This is a genomic window from Rhodococcus sp. FH8 (assembly GCF_019266085.1).
GTDB lineage: Bacteria > Actinomycetota > Actinomycetes > Mycobacteriales > Mycobacteriaceae > Rhodococcus_F > Rhodococcus_F qingshengii.
Genome location: NZ_LPNQ01000073.1, coordinates 99557 through 118592 on the forward strand (window position 1 = coordinate 99557; position 19036 = coordinate 118592).

The 19036-nt window shown below is 62.4% G+C and carries 21 protein-coding genes; 8 read left to right on the top strand and 13 right to left on the bottom strand.

Going from position 1 to position 19036, the window contains the following annotated elements:
• Positions 1 to 5: 5 nt before the first annotated feature.
• A complete protein-coding gene (locus tag ATN38_RS18935; RefSeq protein WP_037130001.1) occupies positions 6 to 404 on the bottom strand; it encodes a DUF1801 domain-containing protein in 399 nt (132 codons plus the stop codon).
• Positions 405 to 604: 200 nt separating this feature from the next.
• Here ATN38_RS18935 and ATN38_RS18940 point away from each other — a divergent pair, with 200 nt between their 5' ends.
• Both ATN38_RS18940 and ATN38_RS18945 read left to right on the top strand, forming a co-directional pair.
• Complete coding sequence (locus ATN38_RS18940; RefSeq protein ID WP_030535576.1) at positions 605 to 1552, top strand: hypothetical protein; 948 nt, start codon at positions 605 to 607, stop codon at positions 1550 to 1552.
• Positions 1553 to 1600: 48 nt separating this feature from the next.
• Positions 1601 to 2257: a DUF3105 domain-containing protein gene (locus tag ATN38_RS18945; protein WP_003942235.1), complete on the top strand. Its 657-nt coding sequence runs from the start codon at positions 1601 to 1603 to the stop codon at positions 2255 to 2257.
• A gap of 34 nt (positions 2258 to 2291) precedes the next feature.
• Here the strand turns inward: ATN38_RS18945 and ATN38_RS18950 are convergent, their stop codons facing one another.
• Positions 2292 to 2756, bottom strand: coding sequence for a hypothetical protein (locus ATN38_RS18950; protein ID WP_003942246.1), 465 nt, complete (start codon positions 2754 to 2756; stop codon positions 2292 to 2294).
• The gene (gene dapB, locus ATN38_RS18955; RefSeq protein ID WP_374104623.1) at positions 2753 to 3508 is read right to left on the bottom strand and encodes a 4-hydroxy-tetrahydrodipicolinate reductase; all 756 of its coding nucleotides are present in this window, start codon (positions 3506 to 3508) and stop codon (positions 2753 to 2755) included. Before dapB ends, ATN38_RS18950 begins: the two co-directional genes overlap by 4 nt.
• A 111-nt stretch (positions 3509 to 3619) precedes the next feature.
• Between dapB and ATN38_RS18960 the strand changes: the two genes are divergently transcribed.
• Both ATN38_RS18960 and ATN38_RS18965 read left to right on the top strand, forming a co-directional pair.
• A complete protein-coding gene (locus ATN38_RS18960; protein WP_218748366.1) occupies positions 3620 to 5659 on the top strand; it encodes an ATP-binding cassette domain-containing protein in 2040 nt (679 codons plus the stop codon).
• Positions 5656 to 6390, top strand: a complete 735-nt coding sequence (locus tag ATN38_RS18965) for an energy-coupling factor transporter transmembrane protein EcfT (protein ID WP_042450697.1) — start codon at positions 5656 to 5658, stop codon at positions 6388 to 6390. The genes ATN38_RS18960 and ATN38_RS18965 overlap by 4 nt, the downstream gene beginning before the upstream one ends.
• Here the strand turns inward: ATN38_RS18965 and ATN38_RS18970 are convergent.
• Positions 6356 to 7012, bottom strand: coding sequence for a TetR/AcrR family transcriptional regulator (locus ATN38_RS18970; RefSeq protein WP_007735111.1), 657 nt, complete (start codon positions 7010 to 7012; stop codon positions 6356 to 6358). The two genes, ATN38_RS18965 and ATN38_RS18970, sit on opposite strands and share 35 nt — an antisense overlap.
• Positions 7013 to 7237: 225 nt before the next feature.
• Here ATN38_RS18970 and ATN38_RS18975 point away from each other — a divergent pair, with 225 nt between their 5' ends.
• Positions 7238 to 8185, top strand: coding sequence for a metal-dependent hydrolase (locus ATN38_RS18975; protein ID WP_030535581.1), 948 nt, complete (start codon positions 7238 to 7240; stop codon positions 8183 to 8185).
• Positions 8185 to 9345 (top strand): hypothetical protein, encoded by a 1161-nt coding sequence (locus ATN38_RS18980; RefSeq protein WP_042450699.1) that lies wholly within the window; start codon positions 8185 to 8187, stop codon positions 9343 to 9345. The genes ATN38_RS18975 and ATN38_RS18980 overlap by 1 nt, the downstream gene beginning before the upstream one ends.
• Positions 9346 to 9390: 45 nt before the next feature.
• Here the strand turns inward: ATN38_RS18980 and ATN38_RS18985 are convergent, their stop codons facing one another.
• Positions 9391 to 10440, bottom strand: coding sequence for a biotin/lipoate A/B protein ligase family protein (locus tag ATN38_RS18985; RefSeq protein WP_003942269.1), 1050 nt, complete (start codon positions 10438 to 10440; stop codon positions 9391 to 9393).
• A gap of 276 nt (positions 10441 to 10716) precedes the next feature.
• Here ATN38_RS18985 and ATN38_RS18990 point away from each other — a divergent pair, with 276 nt between their 5' ends.
• Entirely contained in the window at positions 10717 to 10872 is a 156-nt protein-coding gene (locus ATN38_RS18990) for a hypothetical protein (RefSeq protein WP_003942131.1), read from the top strand.
• A gap of 19 nt (positions 10873 to 10891) precedes the next feature.
• Here ATN38_RS18990 and ATN38_RS18995 read toward each other — a convergent pair whose 3' ends face one another.
• The 3 genes from ATN38_RS18995 to ATN38_RS19005 form a co-directional block, all read right to left on the bottom strand.
• Positions 10892 to 11707 carry a MerR family transcriptional regulator gene (locus tag ATN38_RS18995; protein WP_308256319.1) on the bottom strand — a complete coding sequence of 272 codons (816 nt, stop codon included), beginning with the start codon at positions 11705 to 11707 and terminating at the stop codon, positions 10892 to 10894.
• Positions 11708 to 11759: 52 nt separating this feature from the next.
• Positions 11760 to 12266 (bottom strand): glyoxalase/bleomycin resistance/dioxygenase family protein, encoded by a 507-nt coding sequence (locus tag ATN38_RS19000; protein ID WP_042922656.1) that lies wholly within the window; start codon positions 12264 to 12266, stop codon positions 11760 to 11762.
• A 71-nt stretch (positions 12267 to 12337) separates the two neighbouring features.
• Positions 12338 to 13519, bottom strand: coding sequence for a GDSL-type esterase/lipase family protein (locus ATN38_RS19005; protein WP_218748368.1), 1182 nt, complete (start codon positions 13517 to 13519; stop codon positions 12338 to 12340).
• Between the two features lie 108 nt (positions 13520 to 13627).
• Here ATN38_RS19005 and ATN38_RS19010 point away from each other — a divergent pair, with 108 nt between their 5' ends.
• On the top strand, positions 13628 to 14203 hold the full coding sequence (locus tag ATN38_RS19010; RefSeq protein ID WP_030535586.1) for a TetR/AcrR family transcriptional regulator: 576 nt from the start codon (positions 13628 to 13630) through the stop codon (positions 14201 to 14203).
• Between the two features lie 174 nt (positions 14204 to 14377).
• Here ATN38_RS19010 and ATN38_RS19015 read toward each other — a convergent pair whose 3' ends face one another.
• The 5 genes from ATN38_RS19015 to ATN38_RS19035 all read right to left on the bottom strand — a co-directional run bounded on the left by ATN38_RS19015 (position 14378) and on the right by ATN38_RS19035 (position 18942).
• A complete protein-coding gene (locus ATN38_RS19015) occupies positions 14378 to 15292 on the bottom strand; it encodes a tyrosine-protein phosphatase (RefSeq protein ID WP_007735104.1) in 915 nt (304 codons plus the stop codon).
• Positions 15293 to 15399: 107 nt separating this feature from the next.
• A complete protein-coding gene (locus tag ATN38_RS19020; RefSeq protein ID WP_155277914.1) occupies positions 15400 to 15555 on the bottom strand; it encodes a hypothetical protein in 156 nt (51 codons plus the stop codon).
• A gap of 50 nt (positions 15556 to 15605) precedes the next feature.
• Positions 15606 to 17195, bottom strand: coding sequence for an amidohydrolase (locus ATN38_RS19025; RefSeq protein WP_042922654.1), 1590 nt, complete (start codon positions 17193 to 17195; stop codon positions 15606 to 15608).
• Complete coding sequence (locus ATN38_RS19030; RefSeq protein ID WP_030535588.1) at positions 17192 to 18688, bottom strand: sodium:solute symporter; 1497 nt, start codon at positions 18686 to 18688, stop codon at positions 17192 to 17194. Before ATN38_RS19030 ends, ATN38_RS19025 begins: the two co-directional genes overlap by 4 nt.
• Positions 18685 to 18942 carry a DUF3311 domain-containing protein gene (locus ATN38_RS19035; RefSeq protein ID WP_003942271.1) on the bottom strand — a complete coding sequence of 86 codons (258 nt, stop codon included), beginning with the start codon at positions 18940 to 18942 and terminating at the stop codon, positions 18685 to 18687. Before ATN38_RS19035 ends, ATN38_RS19030 begins: the two co-directional genes overlap by 4 nt.
• Positions 18943 to 19036: the final 94 nt, after the last annotated feature.

Sequence of the window (19036 nt, forward strand, 5' to 3'; positions counted from 1 at the left end):
GGGCGTCACTTCTTCGAGGTGTTCAGGGCAATCGCGGCGTGAACGAGTGCCTTGAACGCCTTTTCGTCGACGGCTTCGCCCTCGTGGAAATCGATCGCCCGTCGCGTATTGCCCTCGAGGCTGGAGTTGAAGAGTCCTGAAGCGTCGTCGAGTGATGCGCCTTTGGCAAAGGTCACCTTCACTGCGCTCTTGTAAGTCTCACCGGTACAGATCATTCCGGCGTGATACCACACGGGAACACCTCGCCACTTCCATTCCTCCACCACATCCGGATCCACTTCTTTGATCAGAGTTCGTATCCGGGCGAGCATCTCGCCCCGCCAGTCTCCGAGTTCCTCGATTCGCTGGTCGATCAACCGAGACGGGGAATCTGCGCCTTGCTTGTCGGACTCACTCTTCGCCATCGCTTCGTCACTTCCTGCTCGTCGCCGCCGATCTCCGGTGAGTCGAGTATCCCCTCCTGCACGCGGATTCACTCGGTGAATCACTGACGCATCACGACGTCTCGGCATAGGCGATTTCTTGCAGTTTCTGTCAAAGTGAGACGGACGTCCAGTATTCTCTGGGTACTAAGTCCCGATTCTTCGGCCTGGAGGACTGCATCGTGATCTGGAATCGACCGCTCACCCACTCAGTCGCTTGGGCTGCCGGATCGGTTGTTCTCGCCGCCGCGATTGTCGGCGTTCACACTGTTCCTGCGGCGGCGCAACAGGCCCGCGTCTTCGACGTACTGTGCACACCCACCGATGCAGGCCTTTCCGAGCTGTCCGGACTCACCGTCACCGCGGCCGGGATGTACGCAATCGGCGACAGCGGCTCCGACGATCGGGTCGCCGAACTCGATTCGAACTGCCACGTGCAGCGCTGGATCAGCGTGGGCACCCCTCGTGTCGACGTCGAGGATCTGTCGTCGACTCCCGACGGCCATCTGTGGCTGGCAGACATCGGCGACAACAACGCGGTACGAACGTCGGTCGGGCTGATCGACCTCGATCCGGCTTCAGGTGCGGCGACCTCCTACCCCCTGGTCTATCCCGACGGCGGGCACGACGCCGAGACACTACTGATCCAGAGCGACGGGGTTCCCGTCATCGTCACCAAGGACTACCTAGGTGCAAGCGTGGTCTACACAACCGCTGAGCGACAGCAGGTTCAGGATCTGAGTACGGGCTCGCCGACCATGTTGGCCAAAGTAGGTCAGCTCAGATTTACTCCCACCCTCACACCCGGTGGGCCCGTCCCCCACGCCGGCACGATGGCTGTCACCGGCGGCGCCGTGAGCAAGGACGGCACGGTGGTAGCGCTCCGCACGTATACCGACGCTTACCTGTACGCAGCTCCCGACGGCGATGTCGTGAAAGCGTTGAACACCAACCCGATTCGCGTCCCCCTTCCCGACGAGCCACAAGGTGAGGCGATCGCGTTCGACGCTGCCGGTGATCTGATCAGTGGCTCCGAGGCATACCGAGGGCCATTACCACCAATCCGAATTCTTCGCGGCGCCAGCGACATCGCACTGTCGGGCGGAGCGAGCGGCTCTCTCGGGTCGTAGTCGATTCGCGTCCCCGGGAAAGCGGACAGGCGCCGCTATCATGGCCGAGTGAACAAACAACTTCGAGCGACAGTGGTGGTCTCGGCAGTTCTCGCACTGGCTTCGTGTGCGAATTCCCTCGAAGGATCACCGCGCCCGGATGCGTTTGTTCCGAGCATCGACAACCCGGATCCGTCCGAAGCCATCGACGGAGTTGTCACGGTCGACTACCCAGCAGCCCAACACGTACGCCCGAACGAACGCGTGGCGTACACATATTCACCGCCCTTCGGCGGCCGTCATGACTCGGTCTGGGCAAACTGCACCGGAGTTGTTTATCCACAAGCGATTCGGACCGAGAATGCGGTCCATTCTCTCGAGCACGGGGCCGTGTGGATCACGTACAACCCCGACCTCGTCTCGAGCGAGGATCAGGCTCGCTTGGCACAGCGAGTCGAGGGCATGAGCTACACGTTGATGTCGCCGTATCCGACCCTGGATTCGCCGATCTCGCTGCAGTCGTGGGGCCGTCAGCTCAAGCTCGACAACGCCGCGGACGCGCGCATCGATCAGTTCGTCTCGGCTCTGCGCGTCAACCCGAACACGTATCCCGAAGTGGGCGCGACCTGTTCGGTGCCGGTGACGAGCTTCGACCCGAACAACCCGCCGCCATTCGACCCCACCACTCCGGATCCGTCATCTCCCACAACCGTTCCGGAGCGGTAGCGTCTCAGCAGGCCCCGCTCCGCGGCGTAGACACCTACTTGCCTCGTGAACGGCGTTCCAGTTCGACTGCCCGTCGCATGGTTTCCCGAGCCCGGCTTCGGTCACCGGCATAGTCGTAGGCGCGAGCAAGTCGGAAGTTCTGCTTCCAGTTGTCCGGGTCTGCTTCCCAGTCGACCTTGATCTGGGCGAACAACTCGTCGGCAGCCGCTCGCTCGATCCGGCCCGAAGGCAATTTCGGAAGCGCAGACGCATCGACAGCGAGGCCCTCGTCGTGAATCTGCTGCGCGAGGCGCTGGTGCGTGAAGCCGGCACGGAGCGTGGCGATGACGAGCCACAGCCCCAGGAATGGCAGGATCAGCACGCCGATCCCGAGACCGATCGCGGCGCCGCCACCGTCCTGGATGAGCTGGATTCCGCGCTGACCGAGCAGCACGAAGTACACCGCGAGCGCAATGCAAATCGCGACGATCAGTGCGACGGTGCGGGTGGTCTTGTTCATAGATCGAGAAAGGAATCGATACCGACCGTCAGACCCGGACGCGAGCCGATCTGGCGGACACCGAGCAGAACGCCCGGCGCGAACGAATTCCGGTCGATCGAGTCGTGGCGAATGGTCAGCGTCTCGCCCTGAGTTCCGAGAATCACTTCCTGATGCGCGACCAGTCCGGCCATCCGCACGGAGTGAACCCGGACGCCGTCGACGTCCGCTCCGCGCGCACCCTCGAGCTCGGTCGTGGTGGCGTCAGGACTGCGTCCCACGCCTGCTTCCGCGCGAGCCTCGGCGATCATGGCGGCCGTTCGGTATGCGGTGCCCGAGGGAGCATCTGCCTTGTTGGGGTGATGGAGTTCGATGACCTCGACGGAATCGAAGAAGCGCCCCGCGGCAGCCGAGAAGCGCATCAACAGCACAGCACCGATGGCGAAGTTCGGGGCGATCAGAACACCCGTTGCCGGCTGGGCGTCGAGCCAGGACTGCACAGTCGCAAGCCTGGACTCGTCGAAACCGGTGGTGCCGATCACTGCATGAATTCCGTTGGCCACGAGGAATTCCAGATTTCCCATGACGACGTCGGGGTGCGTGAAATCGACCACTACCTGAGTGCGGGTGTCGACAAACGTCTCGATGCGATCACCGGTGTCGACCTGAGCGACGAGTTCCAGATCGGGAGCAGCTTCCACTGCCTCGCAGATCGCTCGACCGACCTTGCCCTTGGCTCCCAGAACCCCGACCCTGATGGGTGCTGCACTCACGTCTTCCACGCTCCGTCCGATGCATTGTTTGAGGTGAAGCCTACGCAATCACCCCGATGCGCTCACCATCAGTCGGGCGGGAGTTATGTCACCACTGGCACACTGGACGTAGTGAGCAACCGTCCGCAAGTCCGCGAAACCGGCAACCTTCGACCACTCGAGTTGGCAACGGGTGCCGTCATGGCCGGATTCACGGTCGCGTTGTCCGTCATTGCCACGGTCATCCCCATGGCCAGCGCCCTCAACCTCGTGGCCGCCGTTCCGATGGGAATTGTTGCCCAGCGCTTCCGAGTCCGCGCCGTGACGACGGCCGGTATCTCGGCTACGGCAGTCGCCTTCGTCGCGGCGGGTTCGGGATCTGCGGCGGCGGTCGCATTGAGCGCTCTCCTCGGCGGAATCATCGGTACGGTCAAGCGGCGCGGTCTCGGCTTCGTCTCCGCATTGCTGTCGTCATTGGTCATCGGGCCCGCGCTGGCGTTGTTCTCCATAGTCCTGTTGCTTGTTCTCGCTCCGCTGCGCACCTTGTTGTTGACCTCGCTCGAGAACACCGCGTTGGGCGTGGCCGAGATCTTGAAGCGTGCCCCCACACTCGTCGGCGCAGCCGAATGGATCGAGAACAGCATCGGCTCGATCATCGACTACTGGTGGTTGTGGATCGGCGTGTCCATCATCTCCGGAATCGTCCTCAGTACCGTCGTCTCCTATTTCGTCCTCGGCGCCGTCCTCGACCGATTGGCTGCACTCCCTTCGGCCGACCCGCTCCAGACAGCACCCGACGACCGTCCGATCGATCCGTTGCCGGTCACTTTCGATCACGTGGGCTTCACCTATCCGGGTGCAACGACACCGGCCCTCGTCGACGTCAACTTCACCGTGCGACGAGGAGAGTTCGTCACCGTCGTCGGCCACAACGGCTCGGGCAAGTCCACACTCACCCGGTTGCTCGCCGGTCGCGCGCCGACTGTCGGGACGCTGACGAGACCCGGGTCCGCCGGTCTCGGCCGACACGGCGGAACCGCCGTCGTCCTCCAACGACCCGAAAGCCAGATCCTCGGAACCCGCGTCGCGGACGACGTCGTCTGGGGGCTCCCCCCCGAGTCGCATCCCGACGTCGATGCACTGCTGGCCGAGGTGGGACTCGCAGGCATGGGTATGCGTGAGACCTCCGGGCTGTCCGGTGGCGAGATGCAACGTCTGGCTGTTGCAGCCGCGCTGGTGCGGCGCCCCGCTCTGCTGATCGCGGACGAAGCCACCGCGATGGTCGATCAGGCCGGCCGGGAGGAATTGGTCTCGCTCCTTGCCGAACTTCCGCGACGCCACCCGATGGCCGTGGTACTGGTCACCCATCACCACGCCGACACCCGCAACGCAGATCGGGTGATTCAACTACAACGCGGACGGCAGATCGATCACCAACCAGGTTGGATGACGTCGACGTTCGGGGGTCCGCCGTCTGCGCCGTGGCCGGTCAGCACTCGAGCTGTCCTCCAACTCACCGATGTCACCCACACGTACAACGACCGGACTCCGTGGTCGCGGCGCGCACTGTCGGACGTCAATCTCACAATCGGCGACGGCGACGGGCTGCTGGTTCTGGGCGGCAACGGTTCCGGTAAATCGACTCTGGCCTGGATCATGGCGGGCTTGATCGCACCGAGCAAGGGAACCGCAGTCTTCGACGGCAAACCCGTCTCACGCCAACTCGGCACCGTCGGTCTCACGTTCCAGCATTCGCGACTGCAGCTGCAACGCCGAACCGTCGCCGAAGACATCGAGGCCGCCGGAGGTCCGGAGATCGGATCGGTGCAAGTCTCGTGGGCGCTCGACGCCGTCGGACTCGACCGTCACATCGCCGGCCGCAGCATCGACGAGTTGAGCGGCGGACAGATGCGACGCGTCGTCCTGGCCGGTCTCCTCGTGCGCCAACCGCGGGTACTCATCCTCGACGAACCGCTGGCCGGTCTCGATCCACCCGGTCGACACGAAATCCTGAACGTACTCAGGTGGATTCGTCGGAACGGAACCGCAGTAGTCGTCATCTCCCACGATGTCGACGGCATGGACGCCGTGTGCAGCAGAACAATTCGACTGTCGGAGGGTCGCATCCTCGACCCTGCCGCCAGCAGCGCCTTGGAAGGATCGACGACGTGACAACACTTCTGCGCGAAGTCCCGACTTCATCGCCGATCCACCGATTGTGGGCCGGAACGAAGATCGTTGCCGTCGTTCTCGTCAGCATCGTGGTCGTGACCGCTCCGTCCTGGCCGGCGATCGGCGTCGTACTCGGATTGTTGTTGCTGACCGCGGTGATCGGACGCATCCCCCCGACTGCAGTTCCGCGACCTCCGTGGTGGTTGTGGGCGCTGATCCTGCTCGGCGCGTTGATCAATCTTCCGATCGGCCTCGACGCAGTCTTCATCTACCTGCAAGCTGTGACGTTCGGTCTTGTATTGCTCTGCGTCTCACTGATGTTGGCATGGACCACGTCGATGAGCGATGTGGCGCCGGCACTGGCAACGCTCGGTAGACCGCTGCGATTCCTCAAGATCCCGGTCGACGAGTGGGCGATCGCGACGGCCCTCTGCATTCGTTCACTTCCGCTCTTGATCGACGAGATGCTCACCCTGGTGGCGGCGCGACGACTACGCCCGAAAGCTGTGGTGAACAGCGCTGCCGACAATTCGATAGTCGATCTGATCACCACGACCATGTCGGTGGCAATTCGGCGCTCTGCCGAGATGGGTGAAGCGATCTCCGCTCGCGGGGGCACCGGTTTGATCGCGGCGTACCCCAAGCGCCCTCAGCTCGCCGACCTGTTCGCGCTGATCGTCGTCATCGCCGCGTGCGTCAGCGCGGTTGTTTTGACTCTGGTTCTGCGCTGATCGGATCACCGCTGACAGAATTTCCCTGGGCGATGATCGCAGAACCCATCCAGCGCCGTAGGTATCGCCGCAGTTCCTCGTCGCTCCGCTTCGGGTCGCCGGGCGCGAGGAAAAACGACTGCATCGTCCGCAGGACGTATTCGACCAGTTCCTGAAGTGATGCGTCGTCGTATCCGAAACGCACCCAGTCCACGTCGAAGCGGGTGATCATCGCCATTCCGAAGGCCTGCGCCTCCTGAGAGGTCAGACCTTCGGGATGAAGACTCGAATTCGTGCTGGTGAGCAGAATGCCGAGATGCGGCGTTCGGTGGACCTGGGTCAGGGTGTAGACGACACCCTCGGTCATCGCCTCGACGGGATCTTCGATGCCGCTCACGTGTGTGGTGAGCCGATCGAGGTAGCCGTCGACCGACGCGATTGCAGCTGCCCGCATCAGAGCGTCAGCGCTGGGGAAGTATCGATACACGGTCTGCCGGATCACGCCCAGTGACTCGGCGACGTCGCCGATGCTGATTTCCGAACTCGTCCGTCCGATCAACTCGACCGCGGCCTCGACAATGCGACGAGACGCATCTTCGTCACTGTCCGGTGGATTGCCGCCCCACCCACGCCTTCGTGCCACTGCCCACTTCCTCGCTCGAACGAGGCTCGAACCATGTCTTTGCGCTCGAAGTCCAAGAGCCACAGGCTAACACAGGCAGGTTTTGCATCTGCGCCCCTCGAATTCACTCCCCTCGCCGAAAGTGAACATACAACTGCACACCAATATGTATGATTACCGCCACACGTGGCTTCGAGTGCCAGAGCGGCCACCTGACCAGCCCCTCCGAAAGACGAGGTTCGACAAGTGACCAACCTTCAACCCCGAAAAATGGACTTCGGATTCGAGGATCAGGACGTTCCCTTCCTGTGGAACCCGGAGAATCCGGCCTGGTCGAGCATGTCCAACGCGGTCTCGTTCCTGGCCATCGGTTTCGAGAAGATGATCGTGAAGATGATCATGCAGACCAAGTCGCGGATCAGCGATCCTGAAGTGGCCGAGGAAGCCGTGGCGTTCATGCGTCAGGAAGGCCATCACTCGACCGCGCACCGCCAGCATGTGAAGGCTCTGATCAGGCGCTACCCCGGACTACAGAACACGCTCGACGCTGTGATCGGTGAATTCGATCTACTGACCGAGGCGACCTCGCTGAACTACCGGCTTGCATACACCGCGGACCTGGAGGCGACCTTCACTCCGGTGTTCAAGCTGATGCTCGACAACGAGGCGACCTTGTTCCGCCCGGGAGACGACCGCGTCGCGTCGCTGTTCATCTGGCACTTCGTCGAGGAGGTCGAGCATCGCAGCTCGGCTCTGATCATCTTCAATTCCGTTGTCGGAAGCGAGCTTTACCGGATGCGGATGGCACCGTCGATCTTCGCGCACGTGATGAAGGTGATTCGTATCGCCTGCGCAGGCTTCAACCAGCACGTTCCGCTCTCCGAGCGGCAAGTCGACTCACTGTCGATGTTCGCCACCCACCGCACCAAGCAGAAGATTCTGACGTCGTTCGCTCCGTATCTGACCAAGGGCACGATGCCTCGCGCCTTCGATCACCTTCAACTCGGAGAACAACTCGTTGCACTCGGCGGTGTCTTCCGCAGCCAGATGCCCAATCACAACCCGGACCACGAGAAACTCCCCGCACTCGCCGACCAGTGGTTCAAGCGTTACGACGACGGCTACGACTGCACACGCTGGTACACCGCCGAATCTCAGGCACAAGCCGAGTCGATCACGTCAGGGGCCAACTGATGGCAGAACACTGCTCCCCCACGTTTTCCCAGCTCGCAACAGAACTCGGTTTCTCCTGTCAGGAAGCAGGTGGACTCGTCGAGTTCCGTAACCCGGCGGCGCTGGAGAACTGGACCCTGCCCGTCCTCGAATGGACCATCATCGTCGGCTCGGTGCTCGCACTGGTCCTGGCGATCGTGCGGTTGCGCCGCAACGGCGACCCCACCAATCTGGTTCTCTGGTTCGGCGCCACCGCCTACCTGTTCATCATCGAGCCTCCGCTGTACTTCCCGGCGGCGTTCGGCATCGAAGAACAAGTGGACACGATGTTCGCGCACAACGTGTTCACCGTCGACTTCATGTGGGGTCGACTGCCGCTGTACATCGTTGCCATCTATCCACTGATGGCGACGTTGGCCTTCGAAATAGTCAGAATGCTCGGCGTTTTCCGCAGATACGGTCCACTACTGGGCGCTGTCTGCGTCGGCTTCGTCCACCATGCGTTCTACGAAATCTTCGACCACCTGGGGCCCCAGTTGCGGTGGTGGGAGTGGTCGACGTCGAACCCGATCAACCAACCCATGTTCGACGCGGTTCCACTTCCCAGCGTGGTCGTCTTCGCCGCGCTGTGGCCGATGTCGTTGGCATTCTGCGTCCAGTACTTCGTCGGACGGCACGTCGATGCCGGCAAGCACTTCTCCGGACTTCAATTGGTATGGCGCACCATCGTGATCGGCCTGCTGGCCTCGCTGGGTACGTTCATTCTCCCGCTCCCGGCGACGGTCTTCGGTATAGGAAGCGACACTGTCCGCGGGTTCCTCTACGCCGCTGAACTTGCAGTCCTCACAGTGGTCGCGATCGTGGTTCTCGTCCGCCAATGGACGCACCTGCGCTCGGCAGAATCGAACACTCCTGCACACACCAACAGGTTCGTGCAGATCTACAGCGTGGTGTACCTGGTTGTCATGGCCGTCCTGTGGGCGAGTGCGCTTCCCGACTTCTTCGACGCGGTCGACGGTTCCACCAGCGCTGGAGATCCCATCGGGAACCTCTGGTACACAGTGGCGTGCTTCGTCATCGCAATCCTGTGCGTGAGCGCAACTTTCACCATTCCGAAGCGGAACTCCGGGACGGCCGACGCCGAGCTCCTCGGGGCAAACTCAGCGACTCCGGCTACCTAGGCGACCGGGACGAGACCGCTCGGGTCTCGTCCCGGTTTCTCGGTTTCACGGGACGCGGTGAGTCCACTCTTCGGTTCTGAACTTCGTGTCCACCAGCTTGCGCGCCTGCTCCAACTCCGAGTCCGTGTAATCGCTGTCGTGGGTGTCGTATTGACCTCGAAAGTGCTGCGCAAACGACTCCAGGATTGCTGCACGCGTCATTCCGGTCTGCGAACGCAGCGGATCGACGCGCTTGGCCGCACTCTTGGTTCCCTTGTCCGACATCTTCTCTCGTCCGATTCGCAACACCTGCGTCATCTTCTCAGCGTCGATGTCGTAGGCCATGGTCACGTGATGGAGCACAGTGCCGGACGCGAATCGCTTCTGAGCGGCGCCGGCGATCTTGCCCTTGTCCGAGGCGATATCGTTGAGCGGCACATACCGAGCGTTGATACCGACCTCGGCAAGCGCTCCCATGACCCACTGATCGAGAAACGCGTAGGACTGCTCGAAACTCAAACCCTCGACCAATGACGCCGGTACTGCCAACGAGTACGTGATGCAGTTGCCCGGTTCCATGAACATCGCGCCGCCACCGGAGATTCGGCGCACCACCCCGATGCCGTACCGCGCAGCCGCCTCGGAGTCGACCTCGTTACGCACGGACTGGAACGATCCGATCACGACCAAGGGCGAGTCCCAGTCCCAGAAACGCAATGTCGGCGGACGCTCACCCGATGCGACCTCACGCGCGATGACCTCGTCCAGCGCGACGTGCATCGCGGGATCGAGAACCACCGGCGGGATGAGGTCGAAGGTGTGATCCGCCCAGCTCGTGGCGTGGCCGAGTGCGCGCCGGATCGCGATGCCGACCGACTGCGGCGTGAAGCCGATCATCGAGACGGACTCGTCGAGCGCAGTGGAGATGGCATGCGCCAACTGTTCTGCATCCGAGTCGGCGGGCATTCCGCGCAACGCCGCGTTGATGTCGTCGAGCGCGCTGTCGGGCTCGAGGAAGAAGTCCCCCGAGACTGCGACTTCGGACAGCCGACCGTCCGCCACCTCGACGTCGACCGCGACCAGTTTTCCACCAGGAACCTTGTACTCTCCACGCATCCGTCCAGCCTATCCCTGCGGGATTCTCTGCGGTGAGCGCCGTCGAAGATCACACCCCGCGCGCAGTGCGCATCTGTTCGGAAGGCAGGGCGATCAAGTAACCACACCTGTAAGTCGCTGCGGGGCTGCACAATCGCGCGGACGGGACCGCACGTGTCGACCCCTGGCAATTTGGCCGAGCAACGGCCCTGCTTCTGCCGACAGGCGAGATGATCTCTGTGGTGGGAGGATTGCCGCAACGAGCCAACTCCCTGGCGAGCCACAACGGAGGTAGACATGAAGGTCCCGGCGTTCCACTCGACGGTTCCTTCGGATCTCGACGTCTATCACGACAACGAAAGCTGCATTTTGGCCGCGCGCATCGCAGTGTCCCATCGTGCGCCCGGAGTCGACGGCCGACCGTGGTGCACTGCGTGTGCGTCTTTGGACTGACGAGCGACCACCAGCTCACTCACACCCACGTCGCCGATTCGGGGACAACCCCGTTGGCCCGAGCATTCGCATCGATGACAGCGCGGAGCCACACTGTCAGACCGGTCTCGACCTGCTCGTAGAACGCGGTGAATCCCGGATCGGCCACGTACATCCGTCCCAGACACACCTGCATCGAATGTGTGCAGTCGAAGTAAACCCCGATCGACGCTCGGTGCCGTTCTGCCAGCAAATTCGCCTCGGCGCTTCCCGGTTCGACACCGGATCGGCAGGCCAGCGCCAGATTTTCGTTGAGCGTCTCGACGCAGTCGGCGATCTTCTGCCAATCCTCAGCGATCCTACCCGCCGACCGTTCCGCGTGCTGCGCCCACTGCGCACTGTCACCCCAACGCTCGTGCGCCTCAGGTCCCCATGACGGCTGCCAGTGTCGGCCGAAGATCGAGACCTGCTCGTGTGCCGGCAACAGCACACCCGACTTCCTGGCATCGATGATGCGATCCAAGGACTCGCCCAGTTCCTCCAAGTCGGCTATCCGTTGCCGCAACTCGGCGCGCTGCCCACGCAGCGTCTCGTCCACGTGGGCTGCGGGCGCATCGAGCAATATCCTGATCTCGTCGAGCGACAAACCCACGTCACGGTAGACAAGCACCCGGCCGATGCGGCCGAGGTCCGCGTCGGTGTACTGCCGGTAGCCCCCGTCACTGCGCCCGGACGGACGCACCAAACCGATTGCGTCCCAATGATGGAGGGTACGTACGGTTATGCCTAGTCGTGATGCGGCAGCACCGACAGTGAGAGCACTGTCTGCCTCGTCTCCGAAGAGTTGGTCCGTCACGTGATCCAGTCTGACAGACGCGGTTCGGGAGGCCACAGCGTCAGACCTCGGTTCAGTCGACGGGTCCGTCAATTCCCATGCCTCGCAGATGCTCGGCCTCGGCACTGTTCGGGTCGTACGGACGAGCGGCCGTCATGATCACACGCGCGTTCTCCGGTGTCACAATCTCCAACTCCAGTGAATTCCACGGCTTCAGATGTGGACCGCTGGTGCATCCGGGCCGCAATTCCTCACACGCCTTGGCTATCTGATCGATCTGACTCAGCACACACGCAAAGCTCACGCTGACGGACGGTGGTGAATCTGCACATTCGCCGGGCACGAGCAGAACGTCTTGAAATGCCCAGCGTCGCAGGTGCGTCAGTCGATCCGGTACCGAAAAGAGGTCGAAGAAACCGAGCCCACGGATCCAGAAGTCGGCAGATTCGGCCAGATCCGATGTCGGAACCGACACGAACATGGGCATTCCGTAGAGACCTCGGAACTGTTCCGGAGGCACGGCGTCTGTAGCGGGGACAGGGACGGGGCTGATGTCGAATGCCGGGTAAGTATCGGTCATGAAGTCATCGTGAGCCCTCACGCTACGTCAGGGTCAAATCGTGTGAAATCCGATCGAACCAGATTGCGCGATCACACCGTGCGTGCGAATGCGCCGTCGTCTGCGAATACCCGTTGGGCAAAGCGTTCGCCGATGAGACGGTGCGTCGCAGCGTCCGGATGGAGCTGATCGGGAAGCGGCAACTCTTCGTTCTCGGCCGCACCATAGAGATCGCACCCGTCGACGTAATGCAGATTAAGATCAGCCGCCGATCGCTGGGTTACGATGCGCGCCAACTCTTCCCGAATAGAGCGCAGCGTCAGCTTTCCGGCTGCACGCTCGGCGGGATCGCCGGTAGCAACGAATCGCATTTCGCCTCTGGCAAGCGCGTCGAAATCGAGTGCACCAGGTCCAGGCGTGTCTTCGTGAATCGGGCAATAGACAGGCGAGACGACCAGCAGTGGAGCCACTGGATGGCCGTCGCGGACCGTGTCGAGGAAGCCGTGCATTGCCGACGTGAAGGCCCGCAGGCGCATCACGTCGGAGTTGACCAGATTGATGCCTATCTTGATGCTGATGAGGTCGGCAGGAGTGTCTCGCATAGCGCGGGCGACGTACTGGTCCAGCAGAGCGCTGCCGCTGAACCCGAGGTTGATCAGATCCACGCCGCCGAGGGAGGCTGCGAGAGCAGGCCAAGTGCGGGAGGGACTTTCAGCGCCGGAGCCTTGACTGATCGAGCTTCCGTGATGGAGCCACACATCGCGCTTCGTGCCGACTGCGAGTTCGAGCGGGGCGTCGGTTCGCAATGCGACAAGTTCGGTGGTTTCGTTGTGCGGCAACCAGATCTCGACGGTCTTGGATCGCGCGGGCAAGTCCGCGAAGCGGATGGTGCTGACGGGTCCGGATTGTCTCTGAGCGGTACCGGTCGCCATGTCGATCGTCACCGTGTTGCCACCCTCAGCGATTGCGTGCCCGGTTGGTTCGCCGTCGACGATCAGGTCGTACACCCCTTGCGGCCTCGGCGGGGCACCGATGTAGATCATTTTCGTGGGCAGAGTGTCGAGTTCGATGGCCGTAGCGCTGGTTCGGAACACCAGCCGCACTCCGGACGGTTGTGATTGCGCCATTGCCATCTGCCCGTCAGCGAATTGCGTGCGAGCTCTGGCAGGCAGACGGTGTGTCAGCACACCGCGTTCGGTCCGCTCGAGCTCGAGGGCTCCGCGCACGATGTCCTCGGAAATTGCGGTGGTAATCCAGCTGCTCTGGCTGTTCATCTCATTCACCTGTAGATAAGTTGCGAAGGTTTTAACTACAGCACACAGTAATTTGCCTATACTATTTAGGCAAGCGGTTTCACTTCTCGACGAACAGGACCAACGGACATGCCTCGCGCAGGACTGACACCCGAACGCCTCGCCGTGGCGGGCGCCGAATTGGCCGACGAGGTGGGCTTCGAGCAGGTGACCGTATCGGCGGTCGCCAGAGCGTTCGACGTCAAGGTCGCAAGCCTGTACTCGCACGTGAAAAGTTCGAACGACCTCAAAACCAGAATCGCGCTGCTTGCCTTGGAAGAGATGGCCGACCAGGCTGCCGACGCCGTGGCCGGTCGGTCCGGCCGCGACGCCTTGACCGCCTTCGCGAACGTGTACCGCAACTACGCGAGGTCACACCCTGGTCGGTACGCCGCGTCACAGATGCGCCTCACCCCGGAGGCCGCGGCCGCGAGCGCGGGTTTCAGACACTCGCAGATGATGCGATCGATTCTGCGCGGGTACAACCTCACCGATCTCGATCAGACCCACGCAGTTCGGTTGCTCGGCAGCGTTTTTCATGGGTACGCCAGCCTCGAGCTGGGTGGATCGTTCAGCCACAGTGCACCGGACAGCGCCGAAAGCTGGGCAAGAATCCTCGAGGCTCTCGATTCGATGCTGACCAATTGGCCCGCGTCGAGTCCATGACCAGGCGTGATTCTTGCGCGCCAAGTTCTTGCGCCACTTGGTGATCGCACACGGCCAAGAAACCTCGGGCCCACCCCAGGAGCGGCGCCACACAATCGCGCGCTCCCGCAACCACAGGTCGCGCTGGGACAGAAGAAGGTCCGAATAGGCAAGAAGCCGGGCGTGGAGCTCCGCTTAGAGGAGAAGCTTGGCGCGCAGAGAGTCGACAGTGCCCTGGTCGACGCCGAGGCCCTCCCGTACGTAAGTATCCATACCGCCGTAGAGCCGGTCCACCTGTGCATACGCCGCATCGAGCCACGACAGGTCCACCGCGTCGTCCCGGCCCAGGTACGTGTTCGACGCCATGAAATCGGCACTGATGAACTCCCGCGGGACACCCAGAATGGTCAGCAGGATCGCGGTACCCCAACCGGTGCGGTCCTTCCCTGCACTGCAGTGGTAGACGGTTGCGCCGTCGGAGTTGTTCGCGATCGCAGTCAGCAGGTCACGAAAGGCGACATCGGAACCCCGGTAGTTGACCATGAACGGGTAGCCGATGCTCTGGCCGATGTTCGAGGTTCCCTTGACTGCGCCGTCGATCAACGCGCGACCGAGGGTCAGGGGAACGAACTCGTGGAACGCGATGCCGTGTTCGATACTGACGACGTCGGCGACCTGGTAGGTGACCCCGGCGGGGATCCGATCGGGATCCTCCGCACGTTCGGAGGCGTTGCGCAGGTCGACGTCGAGGGTCAGGTTCGCGGCGGTGAGTTTTGCCAGATCAGTCTCATTGAGCGAGCTGAGCTTGTTGGAACGGAACACCAGGCCTGTCCGGACGGTCCTGCCATCGGTAGTCCGATACCCGCCGATGTCGCGGAAGTTCCGCGCCTCGTCGAGCCTGATCTCGGCCGCGGACGGCGGTGGGATCTCCGGCAGCGGCGGTTGCTCCCCGGACGATCCGAACTGACTCGAACCCAATTGCAGGTCGCCGCTCGAGGCGGAGGCGAGTGTGGGGCCTGTCAGGGCCGCACCCATGGCGACCAGCGCAGCGAGGGCGATTCCGAAAGGGCGCGCCCCTCGGCGGCGCGTGTAGACAGTTGTCACCTTCATCCTCTCATTCGCTGTGCGGGATACCCCGCGCCCCGCAAACTCCCGTGCGAGATTACAAGGGTGGCACGCTCCTCGTCCCGACTTTGCTCCAGAAACCGGACATGTGTTCAGGTGCCCGGCCAGCCGCCATCCGGCAGGAAGAAACTCTTGCCCGTCACTGCGTCGCCATCGACCACGCCGGGCCCGTTCGAACGACAGACCGCGGCCGCGGCGGCAGCCGTAACTGCACAGCGCCGAACAACTTCACTGTCGAGCAACTGCACGAATCTCCACCTCGAGCTGGTAACCGTTGGGACGAAATCAATCTCATGCGCTACCTGCCGTCGACCATGACCAGTGCAGGCTGAGGAATGTCGGACGAAGCGTCTGCGAGAGCAGCAAGAGTGCCGTCGAGCGCGACAAGGTCCGCACGACGACCCGGCGCCAAGATCCCCGCCCGTCCTTCGTCATGGACCAAGTACGCACTGTCCACAGTCATGGCCTGCACTGCACGCTGCACTCCGATCCGTTGGTGGGCGCCAAGCACGGCACCGCCCATGGTCAGCCGATTCACAGCAGTCCTAATCGTCTGGAGGGGATCCATCGGCGTTATCGGGCAATCCGAGTGCAGCCCGAATTTCAAGCCGATGTCATCGGCGCACGCCAGCGGGTCCAGGTTGCCGGCTCTCTCAGGACCGAGGAAACGGTCACGGTGACGATCGCCCCAATGAAAAACATGGTTGACGAAAAAGCTCACCCCGATCTCGGCATCACGTATCGCCTCGAGATCCGCAGGCCTACTCACCTGGCAGTGCTCGATACGGTGCCGCGCTCGACGTCCGTCACTGCGGTGCGCACTGCGCAGCGCCGCGATGGCGGCGGCTACAGCCGCATCGCCGTTGGCGTGCACCGCGACCTGACCTCCCTCGCGGTGCACCTGGAGAACCATGTCGTCGAGTTGCTCCTGCGGATAGAGCAGATCACCGTGATGGTTCGGGCTGCAGGTATACGGAGTTCGCAAGGCTGCAGACAATCCTTGAATGGACCCATCCGCCCAGAATTTGGCGCCGGCCAGGCGGAAGCGTGACCCTGGGGCCGGTGCAGCCGTGAAAGCGATGTTCCTTTCCTCCAGTTCTGCGATCGCGAGATCACCCCGAAGGAAGCCAACCGTGTGCACGGGCATCTCGCCCATGGTGTCCAGGGCACGATAGGCGGCCAACTCCTGCATGCCCGCCGACAGGCCGACCCCTAAATCGTGGACGGTCGTAATTCCTCGCGAACGCGCCAGTGTCAAGCTACGCAGCAACGCGGTCTGCACCTCTGCCTGTGTCAGGTCTGGTATCGCGCCGCTCAACCGTGCCACGGCGTCGATTTCCCAGGCCATCCCTGTGAGCCTCCCGTCCGCCCCACGCGGAAACTGCGAGTCCCCGGGATCCACCGTCGATTCGTCGATGCCTGCAGTTGCAAGCGCAACAGTGTTTGCCACCGCAAAGTGCCCCGAGATGTGCAGAACGATGATCGGGCGGTCGGTGCAGACTGCGTCGAGGTCATCGCGTGTGAGATGGCGACCTTCTCGAAGTTGTGTGTCGTCGTACCCCCATCCACGTATCCAGCCGTGAGTGGGAGTGGAGTTCCGCAGAGCCCCTTGGATATCCGTGATCGAGGCGCACGGTGGCGTCCGGCAATCGGCCCATCCGTCAGTCAAGCCGGAGTAGGTCGGGTGAATGTGCGACTCGATCAGCCCCGGGATCACAGTAGCGCCGGCGAGATCGAGCCGACGAGTTTCCGGTCCGGCGTACTCCCCCATGTCCTTTCGACTTCCGGTGGCGACAACCAGGCCTCCATCGAGGACGAGTGCCTCAACCTGGGGTGACGCTGCGTCTTGGGTGAGGATTGCATCTGCGGTGAGTAGTGTCCGAGTCATCGGATATCCGCCTTCGTGGTCGGGGCTGCGGGGCAAGGCACTGGTGCCGATCGATTTTCTGCACGGAGGCCCGAAACCGCTTCGACAGGAGGCCACATCACTCGGGTGGCGGACACGAACAACACGTTCAGAACGAGCGCTGCGGCACCGATGTTCATGCCTTTGTCCGCCAACCACATCGATACCGTGCCGTGTGTGTCGAGGTACAGCCAGAGCACCAGCACGTCGCCGAGCACCACGCCCATCGCGAGCGCTGCCGGTCGCAGCTTCCATCCGAAGATCATCGTCGCGAACACCACCACGGCCTGGGTCACCCCGTAATACGCGGTATTCACCAGCGTCAGCAGCAATTGGGGTGCGGCGAGGGTGAGGATCAGCGACAGGCCGAGGTAGGCGACGATGACCCCGCGCACCCACACTCTCTGACGTGATTCGGGTATTCCAGGAACGATGTTTCGCGAGACGATCGAGCCGATTCCCAGCGCCGAGCCACACAGAACAACGATCGCGCACAGTGCCGCACCACCCGCCACCACTCCGGTCAGCCAGTCCGGGAGCACGAGACGGGACAGTTGCAGGAGCACCTCATTGGACTCTGCGCCCTCGAGCTTGTTGGGCAGCAATGAAATTGCGCCGAAGGCAGCAGCGACGAGGAAGGGATACATGAGCATGTACAGCGGGTTGAATCGGGCGACTCGCTTGAGGGTTGCCTCGGACTTCGCCGATAGCACCGCTTGCACGATGAAGGGGAAAACGAAAAAACCGAGTGACTGGAACACAATTGTGGTGAGAACGAAGGTCAGCGACGAACCGGTGACGGTGGATTGCGAGGCCTGCCCGGCCCCATGGGATGCCGCATCGGCAAAGAGCTTCGTGATACCGCCCGATTTGGCCGTGGCGGCCAGTCCGATCAGGATCGCTCCCAACAGCAGAGCTGCGTCCTTGACGTAAGACACGAACGCCGGTGCACGCACACCCGAAAGCAGGAGGAAGAGCAGAGCAAGCGCAGCGCCGACGAAAACCGCCACCGTCGGGTTGATGGTGATGCCAAGTCCGCTCAGTGCGACCTGGAGGCCGGCAAGCTGCAACTGCCCCCAGGGAATGAGGAAGACTACCGAGGCAATCGCGATTGTCAGTTCCAACCCGCGCGACCGAAAGTGCCGCCCTGCCACATCGGGCAGCGTCATCGCGTTATACCGCTTGCCTGCCCGCCAGAGATAGGGCGCAAAGAAGTATCCGATCGGGTAGGCAAGCAAGATGTATCCGATGAACCAGACGCCGTAGCTTGCCCCGTGGGCGTACACACCCCCGGGAAATCCAATGAGCGTGCCGATGCTGTAGGCCTCACCTGCTCCCAGGATGAAAACCAGCACGGGACCGAAAGACCGCCCGCCCACTAGGTAGTCGGAGATCTCTTTTTTGCTTCCACGGCGTGAAAGCACTCCGGCGCCGAGCGCGAGGAGTAGCACGAGCGTAAATGTTGCAGCGATCATGTCGGATCCCCGATCTCGGTCTTGGCCTGAGCCAGTTCGTTTCGTTCCGCTTCCTCGAAGTCCTTGCGGTCAAAGAACTTCCATGCCATGTGGAGACACAACGAGGTCAGCGGCATCCACAAGAAAAGCCACGCGAACAAAATGGGAAATCCGAGAACAGTCAGTTCGGATCCGGAGAGCGCAACTATCCCGCCCAGCACCCCGACGAACGGAACTCCGATTGCGAGCAAGGCACTCTTCGCCTCGTTGGACATGATTGTGGCTCCTTAGCCGTTGATCGATCCGGAGCAGATGAGGCGAGGGGCGTTTTGCCGTCGAATCGTCGTCCGGTCTAGCGTTGAGTGTGCC

Excerpts from the sequence above, each read along its gene's own strand:
- ATN38_RS19005 (WP_218748368.1), bottom strand. The coding sequence starts at position 13,519 with ATGAACAGCCAGAGCAGCTGGATTACCACCGCAATTTCCGAGGACATC.
- ATN38_RS18950 (WP_003942246.1), bottom strand. The coding sequence starts at position 2,756 with ATGAACAAGACCACCCGCACCGTCGCACTGATCGTCGCGATTTGCATT.
- ATN38_RS19030 (WP_030535588.1), bottom strand. The coding sequence starts at position 18,688 with ATGATCGCTGCAACATTTACGCTCGTGCTACTCCTCGCGCTCGGCGCC.
- ATN38_RS18935 (WP_037130001.1), bottom strand. The coding sequence starts at position 404 with ATGGCGAAGAGTGAGTCCGACAAGCAAGGCGCAGATTCCCCGTCTCGG.
- ATN38_RS19015 (WP_007735104.1), bottom strand. The coding sequence starts at position 15,292 with ATGAAGGTGACAACTGTCTACACGCGCCGCCGAGGGGCGCGCCCTTTC.
- ATN38_RS18985 (WP_003942269.1), bottom strand. The coding sequence starts at position 10,440 with ATGCGTGGAGAGTACAAGGTTCCTGGTGGAAAACTGGTCGCGGTCGAC.
- ATN38_RS19035 (WP_003942271.1), bottom strand. The coding sequence starts at position 18,942 with ATGTCCAACGAGGCGAAGAGTGCCTTGCTCGCAATCGGAGTTCCGTTC.
- ATN38_RS18980 (WP_042450699.1), top strand. The coding sequence starts at position 8,185 with ATGGCAGAACACTGCTCCCCCACGTTTTCCCAGCTCGCAACAGAACTC.
- ATN38_RS19000 (WP_042922656.1), bottom strand. The coding sequence starts at position 12,266 with ATGACCGATACTTACCCGGCATTCGACATCAGCCCCGTCCCTGTCCCC.
- ATN38_RS19025 (WP_042922654.1), bottom strand. The coding sequence starts at position 17,195 with ATGACTCGGACACTACTCACCGCAGATGCAATCCTCACCCAAGACGCA.
- ATN38_RS19010 (WP_030535586.1), top strand. The coding sequence starts at position 13,628 with ATGCCTCGCGCAGGACTGACACCCGAACGCCTCGCCGTGGCGGGCGCC.
- ATN38_RS18990 (WP_003942131.1), top strand. The coding sequence starts at position 10,717 with ATGAAGGTCCCGGCGTTCCACTCGACGGTTCCTTCGGATCTCGACGTC.